The 15,510-nt window shown below is 69.0% G+C and carries 15 protein-coding genes; 2 read left to right on the forward strand and 13 right to left on the reverse strand.

What is annotated here, in order from left to right; translation table 11 throughout:
• Positions 1-147: 147 nt before the first annotated feature.
• Both AB0H84_RS41705 and AB0H84_RS41710 read right to left on the reverse strand, forming a co-directional pair.
• The gene (locus AB0H84_RS41705; RefSeq protein WP_357617362.1) at positions 148-1,734 is read right to left on the reverse strand and encodes a peroxidase family protein; all 1,587 of its coding nucleotides are present in this window, start codon (positions 1,732-1,734) and stop codon (positions 148-150) included.
• A gap of 2 nt (positions 1,735-1,736) precedes the next feature.
• A complete protein-coding gene (locus tag AB0H84_RS41710; RefSeq protein ID WP_357617364.1) occupies positions 1,737-3,080 on the reverse strand; it encodes a cytochrome P450 in 1,344 nt (447 codons plus the stop codon).
• 217 nt (positions 3,081-3,297) lie between these two features.
• Here AB0H84_RS41710 and AB0H84_RS41715 point away from each other — a divergent pair, with 217 nt between their 5' ends.
• Both AB0H84_RS41715 and AB0H84_RS41720 read left to right on the forward strand, forming a co-directional pair.
• Positions 3,298-4,266 (forward strand): acyl-CoA desaturase, encoded by a 969-nt coding sequence (locus tag AB0H84_RS41715; protein WP_357617366.1) that lies wholly within the window; start codon positions 3,298-3,300, stop codon positions 4,264-4,266.
• Positions 4,260-5,207, forward strand: a complete 948-nt coding sequence (locus AB0H84_RS41720; RefSeq protein ID WP_357617368.1) for an aminoglycoside adenylyltransferase domain-containing protein — start codon at positions 4,260-4,262, stop codon at positions 5,205-5,207. Before AB0H84_RS41715 ends, AB0H84_RS41720 begins: the two co-directional genes overlap by 7 nt.
• Here AB0H84_RS41720 and AB0H84_RS41725 read toward each other — a convergent pair.
• The 11 genes from AB0H84_RS41725 to AB0H84_RS41775 form a co-directional block, all read right to left on the reverse strand.
• A complete protein-coding gene (locus AB0H84_RS41725; RefSeq protein WP_357617370.1) occupies positions 5,126-6,211 on the reverse strand; it encodes a GRAS family protein in 1,086 nt (361 codons plus the stop codon). The genes AB0H84_RS41720 and AB0H84_RS41725 overlap by 82 nt on opposite strands.
• Positions 6,212-6,523: 312 nt before the next feature.
• Positions 6,524-6,889 carry a carboxymuconolactone decarboxylase family protein gene (locus AB0H84_RS41730; RefSeq protein ID WP_357617372.1) on the reverse strand — a complete coding sequence of 122 codons (366 nt, stop codon included), beginning with the start codon at positions 6,887-6,889 and terminating at the stop codon, positions 6,524-6,526.
• A gap of 664 nt (positions 6,890-7,553) precedes the next feature.
• The gene (locus tag AB0H84_RS41735) at positions 7,554-8,168 is read right to left on the reverse strand and encodes a hypothetical protein (protein ID WP_357617374.1); all 615 of its coding nucleotides are present in this window, start codon (positions 8,166-8,168) and stop codon (positions 7,554-7,556) included.
• A gap of 317 nt (positions 8,169-8,485) precedes the next feature.
• Positions 8,486-8,767 (reverse strand): YciI family protein, encoded by a 282-nt coding sequence (locus tag AB0H84_RS41740; protein WP_357617376.1) that lies wholly within the window; start codon positions 8,765-8,767, stop codon positions 8,486-8,488.
• Positions 8,768-8,872: 105 nt separating this feature from the next.
• Positions 8,873-9,781: an amidohydrolase family protein gene (locus AB0H84_RS41745; RefSeq protein ID WP_357617378.1), complete on the reverse strand. Its 909-nt coding sequence runs from the start codon at positions 9,779-9,781 to the stop codon at positions 8,873-8,875.
• A 5-nt stretch (positions 9,782-9,786) separates the two neighbouring features.
• Positions 9,787-10,902, reverse strand: coding sequence for a VWA domain-containing protein (locus AB0H84_RS41750; RefSeq protein ID WP_357617380.1), 1,116 nt, complete (start codon positions 10,900-10,902; stop codon positions 9,787-9,789).
• Positions 10,895-11,752 carry a MoxR family ATPase gene (locus tag AB0H84_RS41755; RefSeq protein WP_357617382.1) on the reverse strand — a complete coding sequence of 286 codons (858 nt, stop codon included), beginning with the start codon at positions 11,750-11,752 and terminating at the stop codon, positions 10,895-10,897. Before AB0H84_RS41755 ends, AB0H84_RS41750 begins: the two co-directional genes overlap by 8 nt.
• A complete protein-coding gene (locus AB0H84_RS41760; RefSeq protein WP_357617384.1) occupies positions 11,742-12,758 on the reverse strand; it encodes a molybdopterin cofactor-binding domain-containing protein in 1,017 nt (338 codons plus the stop codon). Before AB0H84_RS41760 ends, AB0H84_RS41755 begins: the two co-directional genes overlap by 11 nt.
• Before the next feature lie 3 nt (positions 12,759-12,761).
• Positions 12,762-14,141, reverse strand: coding sequence for a molybdopterin cofactor-binding domain-containing protein (locus AB0H84_RS41765; RefSeq protein ID WP_357617386.1), 1,380 nt, complete (start codon positions 14,139-14,141; stop codon positions 12,762-12,764).
• A complete protein-coding gene (locus AB0H84_RS41770; protein WP_357617388.1) occupies positions 14,141-14,644 on the reverse strand; it encodes a (2Fe-2S)-binding protein in 504 nt (167 codons plus the stop codon). The genes AB0H84_RS41765 and AB0H84_RS41770 overlap by 1 nt, the downstream gene beginning before the upstream one ends.
• Positions 14,645-14,655: 11 nt before the next feature.
• Positions 14,656-15,453 carry an FAD binding domain-containing protein gene (locus tag AB0H84_RS41775; RefSeq protein ID WP_357617390.1) on the reverse strand — a complete coding sequence of 266 codons (798 nt, stop codon included), beginning with the start codon at positions 15,451-15,453 and terminating at the stop codon, positions 14,656-14,658.
• Positions 15,454-15,510: the final 57 nt, after the last annotated feature.

The raw sequence follows: 15,510 nt of genomic DNA on the forward strand, positions 1-15,510 counted from the left end.
TGTTCTGCCCGGTCACGCCCGGGGGCAGTGGTCCGGCGGCCGGATCGTTCTGCCCGGTCACGCCCGGGGGCAGTGGTCCGGCGGCCGGATCGTTCTGCCCGGTCACGCCCGGGGGCAGTGGTCCGGCGGCCGGATCGTTCTCCCCGGTCACGACCTGGTCCGCCGGGACATGGTGACGAGGCGGGGGCTCGGGTCCTCCGGTGTGTTGCGGCGCAGCACGTCCGACAGCGTGCGCGTGGCCGCGATGACCCGCACGCCCTCCGGGGAGAACGTGGCGGCGTTGAAGATCCGCGGAGCCAGCAGCGGGTTGGTGAGCGCCTGGGAGAAGGCGTCGATAGCGATGATCTTGGTCAGCAGCGGAGGCAGGATCGCGTCGGGGGAGCCGGGCTCCTCGGCGAACAGCCCGACGTACAGGTCGACGTCGTCCACGTCGCGGTAGAGCTCGCGCAGCGCGCCGCTGACCCGCCGATCGCCGGAGATCTGCTCGAAGGCACGCACTCTCGGGAAGCGGCAGTGCTCGCGGTAGCTGTTGTACGGGGCCAGGCCGAGCGCCCGGGAGTCGGCGATGCTGGCCACGTCGACCTCCTGCAGGACGGGGTCGGTGTTGAACAGGCCGATGCGGCCGGCCCGCTGGCGGGAGGCGTCCTCGAACAGCCGCCCGAGGCCGGGGCCGGGGATCAGCGCCCCGCCGAAAAAGGTCTGGGCCATCGGCAGGTCTCGCCCGCCCACCGACAGGTGGGACGGAATCAGGCTGTGCCAGCGGTAGACGAGGTTGAACTCCACCGACGCCCAGTTCTGCCGGTGCCAGGGCGCATGGTCCAGCCGCGCCGCCAACCCCGGGTCAAGGGTGAACCGGAAGTGGTAAGGGGTGATGTGGTTGATGTACTCCTCGACGACCAGTTTGATCAGCAGCACGATCAGGATGTTGCGGGCCGTCTGGAACAGCCGCTCGTCGTCCCAGCGTGGATACTCCCGGGCGAGCAGCCGCGCCACCCTGTTGTGCTCGCGCAGGAACAGCACCGTGAGCATGGTGAAGCCGATCTGGCCGTTGCCCCGGTCGCTGCCGGTGGCGAAGAGCGTGTCGCGTTGCGCGTCGGAGAGCTGGTCGAAGCGGATGACGCTCAGCGGGGCGAACTCCGGCTTGATCTTGCCGTTCTCACACAGGTAGGGCGGGAACTCGCCGCCGTTGATGAGCTGGCTCTTGAGCAGCCCGCCGTCGAACGTGCGCAGTGCGCCCGTCGCCGCCTCGTCGAGGCCGTACACCTGGTTCAGATCGATGTGATGGTTGGAGCTGTTCTTGCGCGGGTCGCGCGGGATGTTGGTGTCACCGCGCAGGAAACCGTCGGTGAACCATTGGGCGAAGTACGCGAAAAGCACCGTGGAGCGCGGGCAGGGGATCATGGACTCGCCGCGGGTGAACAGGCCGCCGGCGCGCTCCGGAGTGGGCAGATCCCGCTGGGCGACGGGGACCGGCGGCAGGTGCCTGCCGCTGTAGGTGCGGTCGGTCAAGGAGGCCCACGAGGTGTAGTCGGCCATGGTGCTCAGCGGCTCGGGGCGCGGCGGCATCTCGCGGATCGCATGGTCGATCAGCGAGGCGTTGACCCGGCACCGGACGGGCCGGCTGCTCTGTACGAGGTCCCAGAACGGCCGGCCGTTGGTCAGGGCCAGGAACCTGAGCCGGTTGGCGAGACCATCCGTGGCGATGCTGCGTGCGCGTGCTCGGCTCGCCGCCATCGTCAGCCTTCCCTCCCGTCGATGCCCGGCCGCTCTTCGGCGCCCAGGCTTTCGGCGGCCACTCGCCCCTCGGTGCCGAGCCCGAGGACGAAGGTGTCGGGGAAGATCCCGAGTGCCCGCTCGACGCGGCCCTCCGGTGGCGGGAGCGGACGCACGCCGGGACGCAGCAGCAGGCGGCGTACGGTCTCGGCGATCACCACGCGGGCCACGTGCACGCCGAGGCAGGCGTGATGGCCGGAGCCGAAGAAGAGCTGATGGTGGCGAGGGCGGTCGAGGCGGAACTCGTCGGGCTCCGGCACCACGGCCGCGTCGAACATGGCGGAGGCCGGCGCCGCGAGCACGAACGTGCCCGCGGGGATCACCGTGCTGCGCGGGGTGCCGCCGGCCAGGACATGGTCGCGCTCGCACAGCCGGGGGAGCAGCTTGAAGAACGGGCTGAACCGCAGTGCCTCCCAGACGTACGGATCGAACCGTTCGGGGTCGCCGGCGACGGCCGCGGCCTCCGCGAGCACCCGCGGGCGCAGCAGGAGCTGCTCGACCGCCTCGACCATGGCCCCCGGCGCGCTCTCCACGAAGCCCAGCGGCAGTCCGGCCATGTTGATCACGATGCGGTCGTCGGTCACGTCGGGCAGGGAGGAGCGGACGAGTCGGGCGAAGACGTCGTCGGGGAGGTCCCGTCCGGCCCGCAGCGTGGCCCGGTGCTCGGCGAGGCGGTCTCGCAGGTATCCGATCAGCTCGCTGCCCGCTCTTACGGACGCGGCCTGGATCTCCGGATCTCCGAGGAAGTTGGCGAAGCCGTCGGCGACGATGGCCCGCGTCCACCGGCCCAGGGTCTGTGGATCGGGGCCGGGAATGCCGAAATAGCGTGCGCACACGCCGAGGGCGACAGGGCGGAACAGCCCGTTGACCGCTTCGAGGCGCCCGTCGGGCCAGGCGGCGTCGAGCAGTTCGTCGGCGAGGTGGCCGGCCAGCTCGCGCACGTCGGCCGCGTCCCGCGGGTCGAGCATGAGCTGCATCAGGCCTTTTTCCCGCCAGTTCATCGGCGTGGCGTCCCGGCCCAGCATGAACGGGGCGCCCAGCGCGGCGTCGAGGCGCGGACCGAAGGCACGTACCGTGAAGACCTGCTCGTGGGAGAGCACCTCGATGACGTCGGCGAAGCGGGTCACGACCGTGAAGGCGGGTGTGACGAAGATGGGGCGCCGCTCGCGCAACTCGGCGAACAGGCTCCGCCAGTCGGTACGCATCCACTCCCGGACGAGGCCGAACGCGGACATCGGCTCCCTGGCCAGCGCCTCCTCGTATCTCTCCAGATGGCCGCCCGTGGTCGCCTGATCGACAGCACCCATTCCGTGGACCTTCCGTCTGATGCCGGAGCGCACAAGGATGATCACGTTGTGCAATCACAATCTAGGGATGCGTCGCCCCTTTCCTTCATGGCGGCCGCGTGCATTGTTTTGCTTCCTCACGGTAATCATCCCGTCACTGTCAGGACATTGCCGCACTCCATGGGCCTGGCCGTTGAATAAGGAGCCTGATCGCGCTGTACCGCTCACGGGAGGAAACGTGACGTCACCCATGCCGCAGCCGGGCACGGCGGAGACGGTGACCGTCACCACCGGCCGCCGCACCGCCTATCTGATCGTCCTGGTCGTCCTGCCCGTGCTGCTGCTGGCTCTCGCGGTGCCGGCCGCCTGGGGCTGGGGCATCGGCCCCCGCGACCTGGTCATCGCGGTCGCGATGTACCTGGTGAGCATCTTCGGGATCGCCATCGGCTACCACCGCCTCTTCACCCACCGCGCCTTCAAGGCCAACCGGCCGCTACGGATCGCGCTCATGCTGGCCGGCGGCATGGCCGTCGAGGGCCCCCTCACGCTGTGGGCCGCCGAGCACCGCCGCCACCACAAGTACGCCGACCGCGAAGGTGACCCGCACTCGCCGTGGCGCTACGGCGACAGCGGCCTGGCGCTGCTGCGCGGCATGCTGCACGCCCACATCGGCTGGTTCTACACGGCCCGGCACCGCTCCAGCCGCCGGCATTGGGTGCCGGACCTGCTGGCCGACCCGGACGTGCGACGTTTCGACGCCGCCTACCCGGCGGTCGTTCTCCTGTCGTTCGCGCTCCCGGCGGCCGCCGGCGGGCTGTGGTCGATGTCGTGGTCGGGCGCGTGGAGCGCGCTCCTGTGGGGCGGTCTGGTCCGCTACGCCGTGGTGCACCACGTCACCTGGTCGGTGAACTCGATCGCCCACACCTTCGGTGACCGCCCGTTCCGCACCAGGGACCGTTCCTCCAACGTGTGGTGGGTGGCGATGCTGACGCTCGGCGAAGGCTGGCACAACTGGCACCATGTGGAGCCGACCTGCGCCCGGCACGGCGTGCTCAAGGGGCAGCTCGACCCCAGTGCGCGGCTGATCCGCTGGTTCGAGCGGGCGGGCTGGGCCGACGGCGTACGCTGGCCGAACCCCGACCGCCTGACGACCCACCGCACCGACCACAGTGCCGACTCCCGCGCCATAGGATCCCTGGAGTGCTGAGCGATTTCCTTCATCCGGCCGACCGCGCACAGTCGTGGGACGACTGCGACGCCGATGTCCGCGAGTATGTGACCGGCACGTCCGCGGCCGTCGGCATACCACTTGTCGGCGCCTATCTGCACGGTTCCCTGGCGATGGGCTGCTTCTACCGCGCCAAAAGCGACCTGGACCTGCTCCTGGTCGTCGAGGAGCCGCTCAACGACCGGCAACGGGAGCACGCCTCCCGCGCCCTGGCCATGCGAAGCGACCGGCGGCCGATCACGGGCGATCTGGAGCTGTCCATCCTGACCCGCCGGCAGGCACGAGCACACGAGCATCCACGACCTTACGAGGTGCACTATTCAGCCGCGTGGACGGAGCGGATCCTGCTCGGCCGGCACGACTACAACGACCGGCATCAGGCCGATCCGGACCTGGCCGCGCACATCACCGTGACACGTAACCGAGGCGTGACCCTGATCGGGGAGCCGCCGCAGGACGTCTTCGCGCCGGTGCCGGAGTCCGACTACAAGGCGGCCGTTCTCGATGATCTGGCGTGGGCGCTCAAGGATGATCGCTTGCTGAAATCCCCCTATTACGGGGTGCTCAACGCGTGCCGCGTGCTCGCGATGCTCGCAGGTCCCCCGGGAACCGTGCTGAGCAAGGAGGAGGGAGCCCTGTGGGCACTGGGCGAACTGCCCGAACGCCATCGTCCCATCGTGGAGCAGGCGCTCGCGTGCTATCGCAGCGCTCGACCGGTCTCACTTGAGGAACGGGAGACCGACGGCCACGCATGGGACGCCGACGCCCTGCGGGCATTCGCCGCCCACGCCCTGCAGTGCGCGGACGGATCACCGCCCGACTCCCGCGCGGCCGGTGGCTACGCCCGCGCAGGCACCGCGTACAGGACGGCGACGAGTGACTCGCCCTCGAATCCGATGCGCACGCTGTCCGGATCCTGACGGATGGCGGCGGGAGTAGCGGCTTCCGGCACCACGGACGGGGGCACCGGCATCGGGTGAAAGCCGGCCTCACGCAGCCGGGCGAGCCAGGTGGCGGTCGGCTCGTGACGTTCGTAGCGCTCCTCGTCGTCGGCTGTGCCGACGATGTCGGCCACCTCGCGGCGGAAGAAGAGCTTCATCGCGTTGCGGTCGGCGGCCGCCACCTCCAGCGCGTCTATCAGCCGGAAGACGGCGTGGAAGTGCTCCCACGAGTTGTGGAACCGCTCGGGGAGCGCCACCCGATGATGGTCGGAGTCCGGCTCGCACAGCACCACGACGTCCGGCTCGGCCGCGCGTAATCTCTCGAAGAACGTGCTCCGCTCGTCCGCGCCGGACGGACTGTCCCGGAGGTGGTGCAGCGCGAACGCGGCGTTCATGATCAGCGGACGTGGCGCACGGCGTACCAGGTCCCAGTCCTTGCTGGTCATGTGTTCGGCGAGTCGGGGCACTCCGTGGAAGTCCAGCGTGACACCGGTGTCGCGGATGGCCTGTTCGGCCTGGCGGAGGCTGGCCGCCGCAGGGTCCACCCCGATGACCGTCAGCCGTCCGGGTGCCTGATCGCGGTCCGCGAGCGTCCGCAGTACCGCCGCCTCCTGGACGCCTGAGCCGATCCCCACCGACAGCAGGGTGGCCTCGTCCTGCCCGGCGAGGTGCCCGGCGAGGAGTGCGCCGCCGATGCGACCTGCCAGGTTCACGATCGGCAGGTGTTCGGCCACCAGGTCGAACAGCTGGATCTGCGGACGCTCGAAGCTGCGGAGATAGAGATTGTCCCGCTCGTCTTGGCACGTTCCATGCCGGGCGGCCAGAGCGTCGTGATAGAGCAGATAGAGGAAGTCGTCGCCGCCTGCCTTCTCGGGGTTGATCACACTGCGGAGCTTTTCCAGCCAGCGCCCCGCTGTGTCGGCGCGGCCCGCGTCCGTCTCCTCCACGGCACGGCACAGCAGGTCGAATGCATGGGAATTCACGTTCAGGCCTTCCTTCCACGTCGGTAATGACGAGGATGCCGCGATGCCCTTGTAAGAAACTTGGGATGCGCTTGGGGGCCAGGAATGGACGAGGACGCGCCCGCGCGACGACGTCGGCGTGGCTGCCGGGCACCGGTCGCGCCCTCCAGGGTCGTCAGTGCGACCCGCGCACCGAGCTCGCGGGCGAGAGCGCGCGTCGACCATGGTTCACTGCTGCAGGTACGTGGTGGCGTACTCCACGAATCATCTGCCGAGGAATCGCAATGAAGGCAGCCGCTCACCGCTCAGGACCCGCCTTTCTGGGTGGAGGTATCACTCCAAGGGCTCTGTCCCAGAAAGGAAGACAGAGCCCTCGCTCCCGTCGCCGAGGTTCGGGAGTTTCTCCATGTAGGAGACGGCCCGGCGAAGGAGCGGAATGGTGACCGAACCGCCTCCTACGAGGGCGATCTGCAGCGCCTCGAGCACCTGATCACGAGTGACCCCCTCTTCGTCACATCGTTCGAGGTGGTAGTAGACGCATTCCTCGCAGTCCTTCATCACGGACACCACGAGGCCGAGCAGTTCCTTGACCGATACGGGCAGGGCGCCGGGCGCGTACGCTGCTCCGTCCAACGCGAAGAAGGATTCGAACAACGAGCCACTGCCGCGCAGGCGATCGTTTCCGTCGGCTCTGGCCATGCGGAAAGCTTCCGGAGAAGGCGTCGCAGTCAGATGTTCGCGGGGGTGACGTGTGGCATGGGTCGGAGAGCTTGTGGAACTAGACATGGGGGCATTCTGTTCTGCCGGTGGGTTAAGCGCCAATGATGATTTCTGCGTGGACTATCAGGGATGCTTATGGTGCCCGTAGGACTGGTGCCATCGTTGTCCGTACCCTCGGATGGCAGTCCGCGCACCTGGTCGGCACCTCGCTGGGCGGAGTGATCGCCCAGGCCTCGCGATCCGACACCCCCTCCGAGTGCGCACACGGCTGTACCCCCGCTTCAGAAGTCGTCGCGGGGTGCTCGTCCTGCAGAGCGTGAGACCTGATGTGGCGGACGTGCCGACGGTCCGGGCGGGGCCCCTCCGCCAGGTGATTGAGGTCAGGATCCACCCGGAAACCCCTGCGACGGTGCTTGAGACGATTGCGGCCATACACGGGCTGAGCCGAGACTCGCTTCGCCCGTGCGGTCGGGTGCGCGGATATCACTGCCTTCGATCGCCTGCTACAGGCGCTTGCGGCAAGCTGATCCAACCGCAGACCGGAAGCCTCTCAGCAGTGGGATTTGGCTACGCGCTCCACCGAAGGTGGGCGGTGTCCCCTGAAAAATCTCGTTGAGAAGCTGTGACGCTGCCTTGGGGTCCATCAGATTTGACCAGACTTGTTCGGCGGGTAGCAAGTCACGTTCGGGCAGAGTGTATTCGGGAAACCAAGCATCAAACGCGCAGCCGGAGCGCGAGAAAGGATCATCACGGTGAGGTTTGTCGGGACTGAGCCGGTGATTCGAATGGCGACGTAGGTCTCGTGGCCATCGTCGGCACGGACGACAACGCCAAGACGGAACGTTGGGAAGTCAGCGGCGTGCTCGTGGCCGTCATGTAGTGAGCCTCGGATGAGAGCGCGCAGCTCGGTGTTGAGGCGCAGTGCGAGTCGAGTGCCTGCCTCCAAGAGGTAACGATCATGATCGTCCTGATTGGGCAGGAGGTGACCCACATAGGTGTCGGTGGTCAACGGTTTGTCGTGCTCGGCGTTGTATCGCTGTCTGGCTGTACGGGCGTCCCTGTGTAGGGAGGTGTAGAAGTCGTCGTTAGATCCGTCCTCGCGGATGCCGGCAGCCACAAGCCAGTCCCGCACCTCCGAGTTGGGTTCGTCGGCGAGTACGGCACCCCGCCATCGGCCGGTCTTGACCCTGAAGAGGACGACGTCGTCGATGGCCCGGATCCGCACGGCGAATTCGATATCCGGGCCTAGCTCTCTCACGGTGGCGTCGACAAATGGCGGCAGCCATCGCGTGGTCCTTCAAAGGCGAACAAAATCGAAGCGGAACACGTGATGGCCGCGCACAACAGTGTGACGCCCGAGCAGTGGCAGGCGAAGCGGGTCGCCCAGGACCCGACTTGTTGCGACCCGTACCGATGCGGATGATCGGGATGATCCGGACTGTCACCGTGCTGGCGGAAGCGCGACTGTAATCGGAGTGGGTGATGGCGTTGGTGACAGCTTCGCTGAGCCAGAGGAGCACGTGGTCGAATACGGGGGACGGGACGCCGAGAGACAGCAGGGAGCGCAGGCGTGAACTAGCCGGAGCCGAGCGAGCCGACCGTCACGCGCCACTGGCGCAGCCGGCGATCATTGGTGACCTGTAGCTGTGTGTACGGGTCCTGGTCGACGAGCGCCTGCGCCGCGGCCTCGTCCTCGGCCTGTAGGACGATCATGCCGGCCGTCAGGTCCGTGTAGGGCCCGGCCGCGACGAGACTGCCCTGCTCGAAGAGCTTGTTCAGGTGTGCGAGATGGTCCTCGCGGCGCTCCGCTCTCAGGGGGGTGTCGTTGTAGCCGTAGGTCAGGACGAACAGTGCCATGCCGAGATACTCCTTTTCGTGTCATACCGTTGGACGACCGGGAATGTCCGACGTCGCCGGTCGAAGCCCTCCGGGCCTCGCGGCCCGAGTCGCAGCAATTCCAGGTCAGCCCTCCAGTCCGTACACCCGTCGAGCGTTGCCGGCGAAGATGTCGTGCTGGTCGGCGGGTGGGAGGTGGGCCAGTGCGTCCTTCCACGCCTCGACCAGGCGGGGCAGGGTGGTCCAGATCTTCTCGACCGGGAAGTTGCTGCCGAACATGGCCCGGCCGGCGCCGAACCAGCCGATCACCTCGTCGGCGACGAAGGAGATGAGGCCGGGATCCACCTGGTGGACGAAGGTGCCCTGGCCGGTGAGTTTGACGACAACGTTCGGGCGCTCGGCCAGCGCGGCCATCCCGGCCCGCCACGGCTCCAGGAACTCGCGGCCGATGAGCATGCCCGCGTGTACGAGGACGAAGGTGACGTCGGGGAAGTCCGCCGCCAGCTCGACCGCGTCCGGCATCTGTTCGGGGAAGACCTGCAGCTCGAACAGCCAGCCGAGGTCGGCGAGCGCGCCGATGTTCTTGCGGAAGAGCGGATCCTTCATGCGGTCGGGCGCGGTGGCGAACCGGAACTCCGGGCGCCGGTGCCAGTGCAGCTGCTGGCGGATCCCTCGGATCAGCGGCGTGAGCGCGGCCTGTCGTCGCATGGTGTCCGGAGCGCCCTCGTCGAACATGTCGGCCGATCCGATGACGGCCATCGGCCGGCCCGTCTCCTGATGAACCTCGTGAAGCCAGCGCACTTCGTCCACGACCCGGTCGAGCGGCCAGTTCGTCTGCACGTAGACCGACTCGCGGATGCCTGCGGCGGTGGCGTCGGCGATGTACTCGTCGATCAGATAGTCCCGCCTGATCGGCTCGTACGGGCCGAAGATCCGCGGCACCATCGGTCCGGACAACCAGGGCAGGTCTCCGGCCCGCCAGATGTGGTGATGCGAGTCGACGATGTCACCCGAGTAGCGGGTCGCCTCCGGCATGACGATCACTCCCTGGTCCAGGTCTGTACCTGCTCGTACGCCGTCCGCAGGTCGCGCACGCCCGCGAGCGCGTCCACGCTGCCGAGCACGGCCGACATGCCGCGGGTGACCGGCCGGTACGCCGGGTCGCAGGCGAGTGGCGACCACCACAGCAACCGGTGGCTCAGCAGCGACAACCGCCGTACGGCCGCCTGCATGGGCCGGCAGTCGCCGCGTTCCAGGCCATCGGAGAGCACGATCACCAGGGCGCCGCGCGCCACGGTGACCTGCCTGGCGTTGGCGAGGAACTCCTGGAGCGAGGCGCCGATCCGCGTCCCGCCCTCGGCGTCCAGGACGACGTCGCTCAGCGAGCCGACGGCCGCGTCGACATGCCGTGCGCGCAGCGGCTCGGTGACGCGGGTCAGCCGGGTGCCGAAGGTGAACACCTCGACGCGGTCGAGCCGGCCGACCACGGCGTGGGCGAAGCGGAGGTAGTGGGCGCTGTGCTGCTTCATCGACCCGGACACGTCGATGAGCAGCAGCACACGGCGCTGCCGCTGCGGGCGGTTGCGCCGGCGCAACGTCATGATCTCTCCATGGCTGCGCCTGGACTCACGGCAGATCCTGGCGACGTCGATCCACGGACCTCGCCGGGCGGGCCGCCGGCGTCGCGACCGGATCGTCGGCACCGCCCGGGGTAGTTCTCGCCACAGCAGCGAGAGCACTGCCCGGTCGTCCTCGCTCGCCGGGCCGAACACCGGGCGGCTCTCGCGCTCCGAGGAGCCGGCCTTCAGCCCCGCGTCCCCGCCGGACGCTGCCGTGAGAGGAGCCTCGTCCCGCTTCCCGCGCGGGGCGGGGGCCTCGTCGTCGGGGAACTCCTCATCGGGGATGCGCCGCGCCGCGACCTTCCCGAACCAGTGCTCGAACGTGGGGGAGTACACCTCCAGGTCTTCATGGGAGGTGGTGAGCGTGACCGCCCCGATCCAGTAGAGGTTTGCGGTGTCGCGCGGGCCGGCGGCCTCGATCGCCTGAAGGAAGACCCGCTGTTTGGGCACCGGTACGGGCAGGCCCCGAGCGTGCAGGTCCCGCAGGAACCCGTGGACATGATCGGCGATGCGTACGACGAGGGACTGCTCAGTCACCGAACACCTCCGCGGTGTGGCGGCCGAGGAGCGCGAGGTCCTCCTCGTGCTTGACGAGCAGCCCCGCGGACCGGCGCATCGCCTCCAGCCAGCTTGACCCCTCACGGGCCAGCGTCTGCACGCCGCGGGCCCAGGAGACCGACTCGGCGATGCCCGGGGGTTTCAGCAGAGCCAGCCCGCGGATCCGGTGCACGGCGGCCACGAGGCGGGCCGCGCTTCTCTCGTCCAGGCCCGGCGCCTGCGCCCGGATGATCGCTCGCTCCCGTTCGGCGTCGGGAAAGGGGATCCAGTGGTAGAGGCACCGGCGTTTGAGCGCGTCGTGCAGTTCGCGGGTCCGGTTCGAGGTGAGGACGACGAACGGAACGCTCGCCGCCGTGATGGTGCCGATCTCCGGGATGGTGATCTGGAAGTCGCCGAGGAACTCCAGGAGGAAGGCCTCGAACTCGCTGTCCGCCCGGTCGATCTCGTCGATCAGCAGCACCGCGCCGGATGCCGCCCGCAGCGACCGCAGCAACGGGCGCTGCAGCAGGAACTCCTCGCGGTACAGGTCGCCGACGCCGCGCCCCTCCACCTCGGCGGCCCGCAGGGACAGCAGTTGTTTGGGATAGTCCCACTCGTACAGGGCCTGGGAGGCGTCCAGTCCTTCGTAGCACTGCAGCCGGATCAGCTCGCGGCCGAGGACCCGGGCCAGGACGTTCGCGACCTCGGTCTTGCCGACCCCCGGCTCCCCCTCCAGCAGCAGCGGGAGCCGGAGCGTGCCTGCCAGGTGGAGGGCGGTGAGCAAGCCCTCGTCGGCGAGATAGCCCTCCGCGCCGAGCCGCCGGTCCAGCGTTTCCCGGTCAACCAGCACGGCCGGCCCGCAGCTCGTCGAGTCCGCGCAGCACCTTCTCCGGGGTGAAGGGCATGCTCGTCAGCCGTACGCCGACCGCGTCGTACACGGCGTTGGCGATCGCGGGGATCGGCGCGTTCGCCGTCATCTCGCCGATCCCCTTGGCCCCGAACGGCCCGTTGCCGGCGGGCCGTTCGAGGAACAGGCTGGTCTGCGCCGGGATGTCGGCCGGCCCGGGCATCAGATATTCCGTGAAATCGACCGGGCCGTGCTCGCGCGAGTGCGGATAGTACGGTTCGGTCGATTCGAACAACGCGTGCGACAGGCCCATCCAGGCGCCGCCCTCGACCTGCTGCGTCGCGAGGGCCGGGTTGAGCGCCCGGCCGATCTCGTAGGTGTTGTAGAGCCGCAGCACCTCGATCACGCCGGTCTCGTCGTCGACCGTGACGTCGGCCACCGTGCACGCGTGCGCCTGGCAGGAGTCCGGGTCCATCTCGCCGGTCTCCGGCACCGGGGTGCTCGGCTCCTTGAGGTAGATGCCTCGGCCGGAGATGGTCCGGCCCTGCCGGAAGTGCGCGGCGAGCGCGACGTCGCTGATGTGGATCTTCTTCTCCGACGAGCCCTTGAGGCGGACGAAGCCCGTGCCGTCGGTCTCCAGGTCCTCCGCGTCGACCTCCAGTTCGTCGGCGGCGACCTGGAGCATGACGTCTCTGGCCTCGCGCGCCGCCATGATCACGGCGTTGCCGACGCGGTGGGTGCCGCGGCTGGCGAACGTTCCCATGCAGTGCGGGCCGGTGTCGGTGTCGGCGGTGTCGACGATGATGTTCTCGATGGGGATGCCGAGTGTCTCGGCGGCGCATTGGGCGATGACCGTCCGCAGTCCCTGGCCGAGATCCACCGAGGAGAGCGTGACGACGAATCCGCCCATCGTGGTGGCGTGGACGAGTGCCTGCGACGGGTCGCCGCCGAGGTTCATGCCGGTCGGGTAGTTGACGGCCGCGTATCCGCGCCCGTGCCGTAACGCCATCGTTCAGCCCTCCGGTCGCTCGGTCGAGGACATCGCCCGGTACTCCGGCGGAAGGTCGTGCCCCACCAGGTCGGCGGCGCTCTGGATCACTTCGACCAGCGCGGTGCCGGAGGCGATCTTGCGGTGAGCTTTCATGTCACCGTCCCGGTAGGCGTTCTTGAGCCGGAGCCGCAGCGGGTCCATGTTCAGCTCCCGGGCGATGCGGTCCATGTGCGACTCCAGCGCGAAGTCGCCGATCGTGACGCCGAACCCGCGCATGGCGCTGGACGGCGTGCGGTTGGTGTAGACGCAGTAGGCGTCGACGTGGACGTTCGGGATCGTGTACGGGCCGGGCATGTGCGCCGCCGCCTTCGTGGTGCCGTACGGGCTGTGCCGGGAGTACGCGCCCGCGTCCACGTAGAGCGTGATCTTGCGGGCGACGATCCGGCCGTCGTCCATGACGCCGTCCTTGATGGAGATGCGCTCGGCCGCTCGGGGGGACGACACCTGCATCTCCTCGGCGCGGCTGTAGACGTACTTGGCCGGCCGGCCGGTGAGCATGGCGGCGATGCAGGCGAGTGGCTCGACGATGACATCGACCTTGCCGCCGAAGCCGCCTCCCACGGTGCCCCCGACGACGCGCAGGCTGGTGGGCGGGACGCCGAGAATGAGCGCGGTGTTGTCGAGGGTGAAGAAGGCGGCCTGGGTGTTGGTGTGTATGCGCAGCCGGCCGTCGCCCTGAGGGACGACGATGCAGCCGGTCGGCTCGGTCGGCGCGTGCTCGATGGGGGAGGAGCTGTAGCGGCCCTCGATGATGCGGTCCGCCTCGGCGAAGCCTCGCTCGACGTCGCCGAAGCGGATCCGGCGGCAGTGATGTCCTTCGTACACGAAGTGGTTGGCGCCCGCCTGCTTGATGATCGGCGCGTCGTCGGCCAGCGCCTCCTCGACGTCGAGGACGGCGGGCAGATCGGTGTAGTCGACCGTGACCCGGGCCGCGCCCTCGCGGGCGGCGTCCTCGGTCTCGGCGATGACGGCGACGATCGGCTCGCCGCGGTAGAGGACCCGATCCTCGGCCAGCACCGGCTCGTCGTCAGGTCCCACGCCGATCAGGCGCAGCACGGTGTACCAGTTGTTCGGCACGTCCTGGTGGGTGATGACCCGAAGCACGCCCGGGACTCCGAGGGCGCCGGAGACGTCGACCCGGTCGATGAGGGCGTGGTGCCGCGTGGACCGGTGGATCTTGACGTGCGTCATCTCCGGCGGGGCCATGTCCTCGAAGAAGACCGTGCGGCCGGTGACGTGAGCGCGGGCGTCCGAGCGCGGGACGGCGGAGCCGATGACGGCGAAGTCGTCCGCGCGCTCGCCCTTGAAGTACGCGGTGTCGATCGGGGTGAGGCGCGCCATCAGACCTCGGCCTCCGCGTTCGTGAGCGGGGCGCCGCGGCGGCGTTGCGCGGCGGCGAGGACGGCGGCGATGATCGGCTCGTATCCCGTGCAGCGGCAGACGTTGCCGCAGATCGCCTCGGCGACCTCCTGGCGGGTCGGATCCGGCTTCCGGTTGAGCAGAGCCGTGGCGGACATGATCATGCCAGGGGTGCAGAACCCGCATTGCGTCGCGAAGAGGTCGACGAACGCCTGCTGCACGTCGCCGAGCCGGTCGCCCTCGGCCAGGCCCTCGATCGTCTCCACGGCAGAGCCGTCGATCGTCACGACGGGGACCAGGCACGAGACCGCGGGCCGGCCGTCCAGCAGCACCGTGCAGCTGCCGCAGCCCCCTTGCGCGCAGCCGCGCTTGGCCCCCATCAGCCCCAATGTGTCGCGCAGTGCGCTCAGCAGCGTCGTCGACGGCCGGGCGATCAGCTCCCGCTCGGTGCCGTTCAGCTTGAGCGTGACGATTGTCGAAGGCATGCGATGCCCTTTCAGGCCCCCAGCAGGGCGCGACGCAGGTGGACGGGGTAGACCCGAGCGCGGTACCAGGCGGAGGCGTAGGCGTCGTCGAACGGCTCGATGACGTCGGCGCCGGCCGCCCGGGCGACGATTTGGGCGTTCAGCGGCGCGCCCAGCAGAACGCGCTCGGCGCCGGCCGCGCGTACCAAGCGCCGCGCCAGGCCGCCGAGCACGAGACGGATGTCACCGACCACGCCGTCCTCGATCGTGATCCGGGCCGCCACCGTCACAATGGATCCTGAGTTGAGCCGCCGCCGGCTCGCCTTGTAGAACCGGAACACGTCCTTGGCCGGAGCGGTGAACCGGACGCGGGTCACCAGGTCGCCCGCCGGCAGGCTGCCGGTGACGACCCGCTCGAGCGGCTCGCGGCGGGCGCCGTCGGCGCCGAGCACGTCCAGCTCCGCGTCCAGGGCCAGAAGAGCCGCCGCCAGGTCGCCGTACGGTTGTGGCACGAAAAGGTTGCCGGCCACGGTCGCGAGGCTGCGGACCGGCGGCGCGGCGATCGACCGTACACAGCCGGACAGGTAGCTCAACCGATCGTCGTCCTCGATGTCGGCGAGAGTGGTGGCCGCACCCAGAGTCACCGTGTCGCCTTCGACGTCGATGCCGGACAATCCCGCCTTGCGCAGGCTGACCAGCCGCAGGTCGCCGCCGGCCTGATCGTTCAGGCGGGCCAGCAGGTAGGTGCCGCCGCCGAGGGGCACGGCACCGGCCTGAAGCGCCGCATGAGCGGCTTCAGGACTCTCGGGTGTCTGAACGGAGGTCAGCATGTGCACTCCAGTTATCGATATCGATAATTAACTTACGTGGCATGATCGAAGAGTCAA

Origin of the sequence: Nonomuraea sp. NPDC050786 (assembly GCF_040654115.1) — a bacterium.
In the GTDB taxonomy this organism is placed as follows: domain Bacteria; phylum Actinomycetota; class Actinomycetes; order Streptosporangiales; family Streptosporangiaceae; genus Nonomuraea.

Bases quoted from the DNA above. Each gene is read 5' to 3' on its own strand.
- AB0H84_RS41730 (WP_357617372.1), bottom strand. From the start codon at position 6,889: ATGGCCAGAGCCGACGGAAACGATCGCCTGCGCGGCAGTGGCTCGTTG.
- AB0H84_RS41770 (WP_357617388.1), bottom strand. From the start codon at position 14,644: ATGCCTTCGACAATCGTCACGCTCAAGCTGAACGGCACCGAGCGGGAG.
- AB0H84_RS41705 (WP_357617362.1), bottom strand. From the start codon at position 1,734: ATGGCGGCGAGCCGAGCACGCGCACGCAGCATCGCCACGGATGGTCTC.
- AB0H84_RS41740 (WP_357617376.1), bottom strand. From the start codon at position 8,767: ATGGCACTGTTCGTCCTGACCTACGGCTACAACGACACCCCCCTGAGA.
- AB0H84_RS41765 (WP_357617386.1), bottom strand. From the start codon at position 14,141: ATGGCGCGCCTCACCCCGATCGACACCGCGTACTTCAAGGGCGAGCGC.
- AB0H84_RS41760 (WP_357617384.1), bottom strand. From the start codon at position 12,758: ATGGCGTTACGGCACGGGCGCGGATACGCGGCCGTCAACTACCCGACC.
- AB0H84_RS41775 (WP_357617390.1), bottom strand. From the start codon at position 15,453: ATGCTGACCTCCGTTCAGACACCCGAGAGTCCTGAAGCCGCTCATGCG.
- AB0H84_RS41745 (WP_357617378.1), bottom strand. From the start codon at position 9,781: ATGCCGGAGGCGACCCGCTACTCGGGTGACATCGTCGACTCGCATCAC.
- AB0H84_RS41710 (WP_357617364.1), bottom strand. From the start codon at position 3,080: ATGGGTGCTGTCGATCAGGCGACCACGGGCGGCCATCTGGAGAGATAC.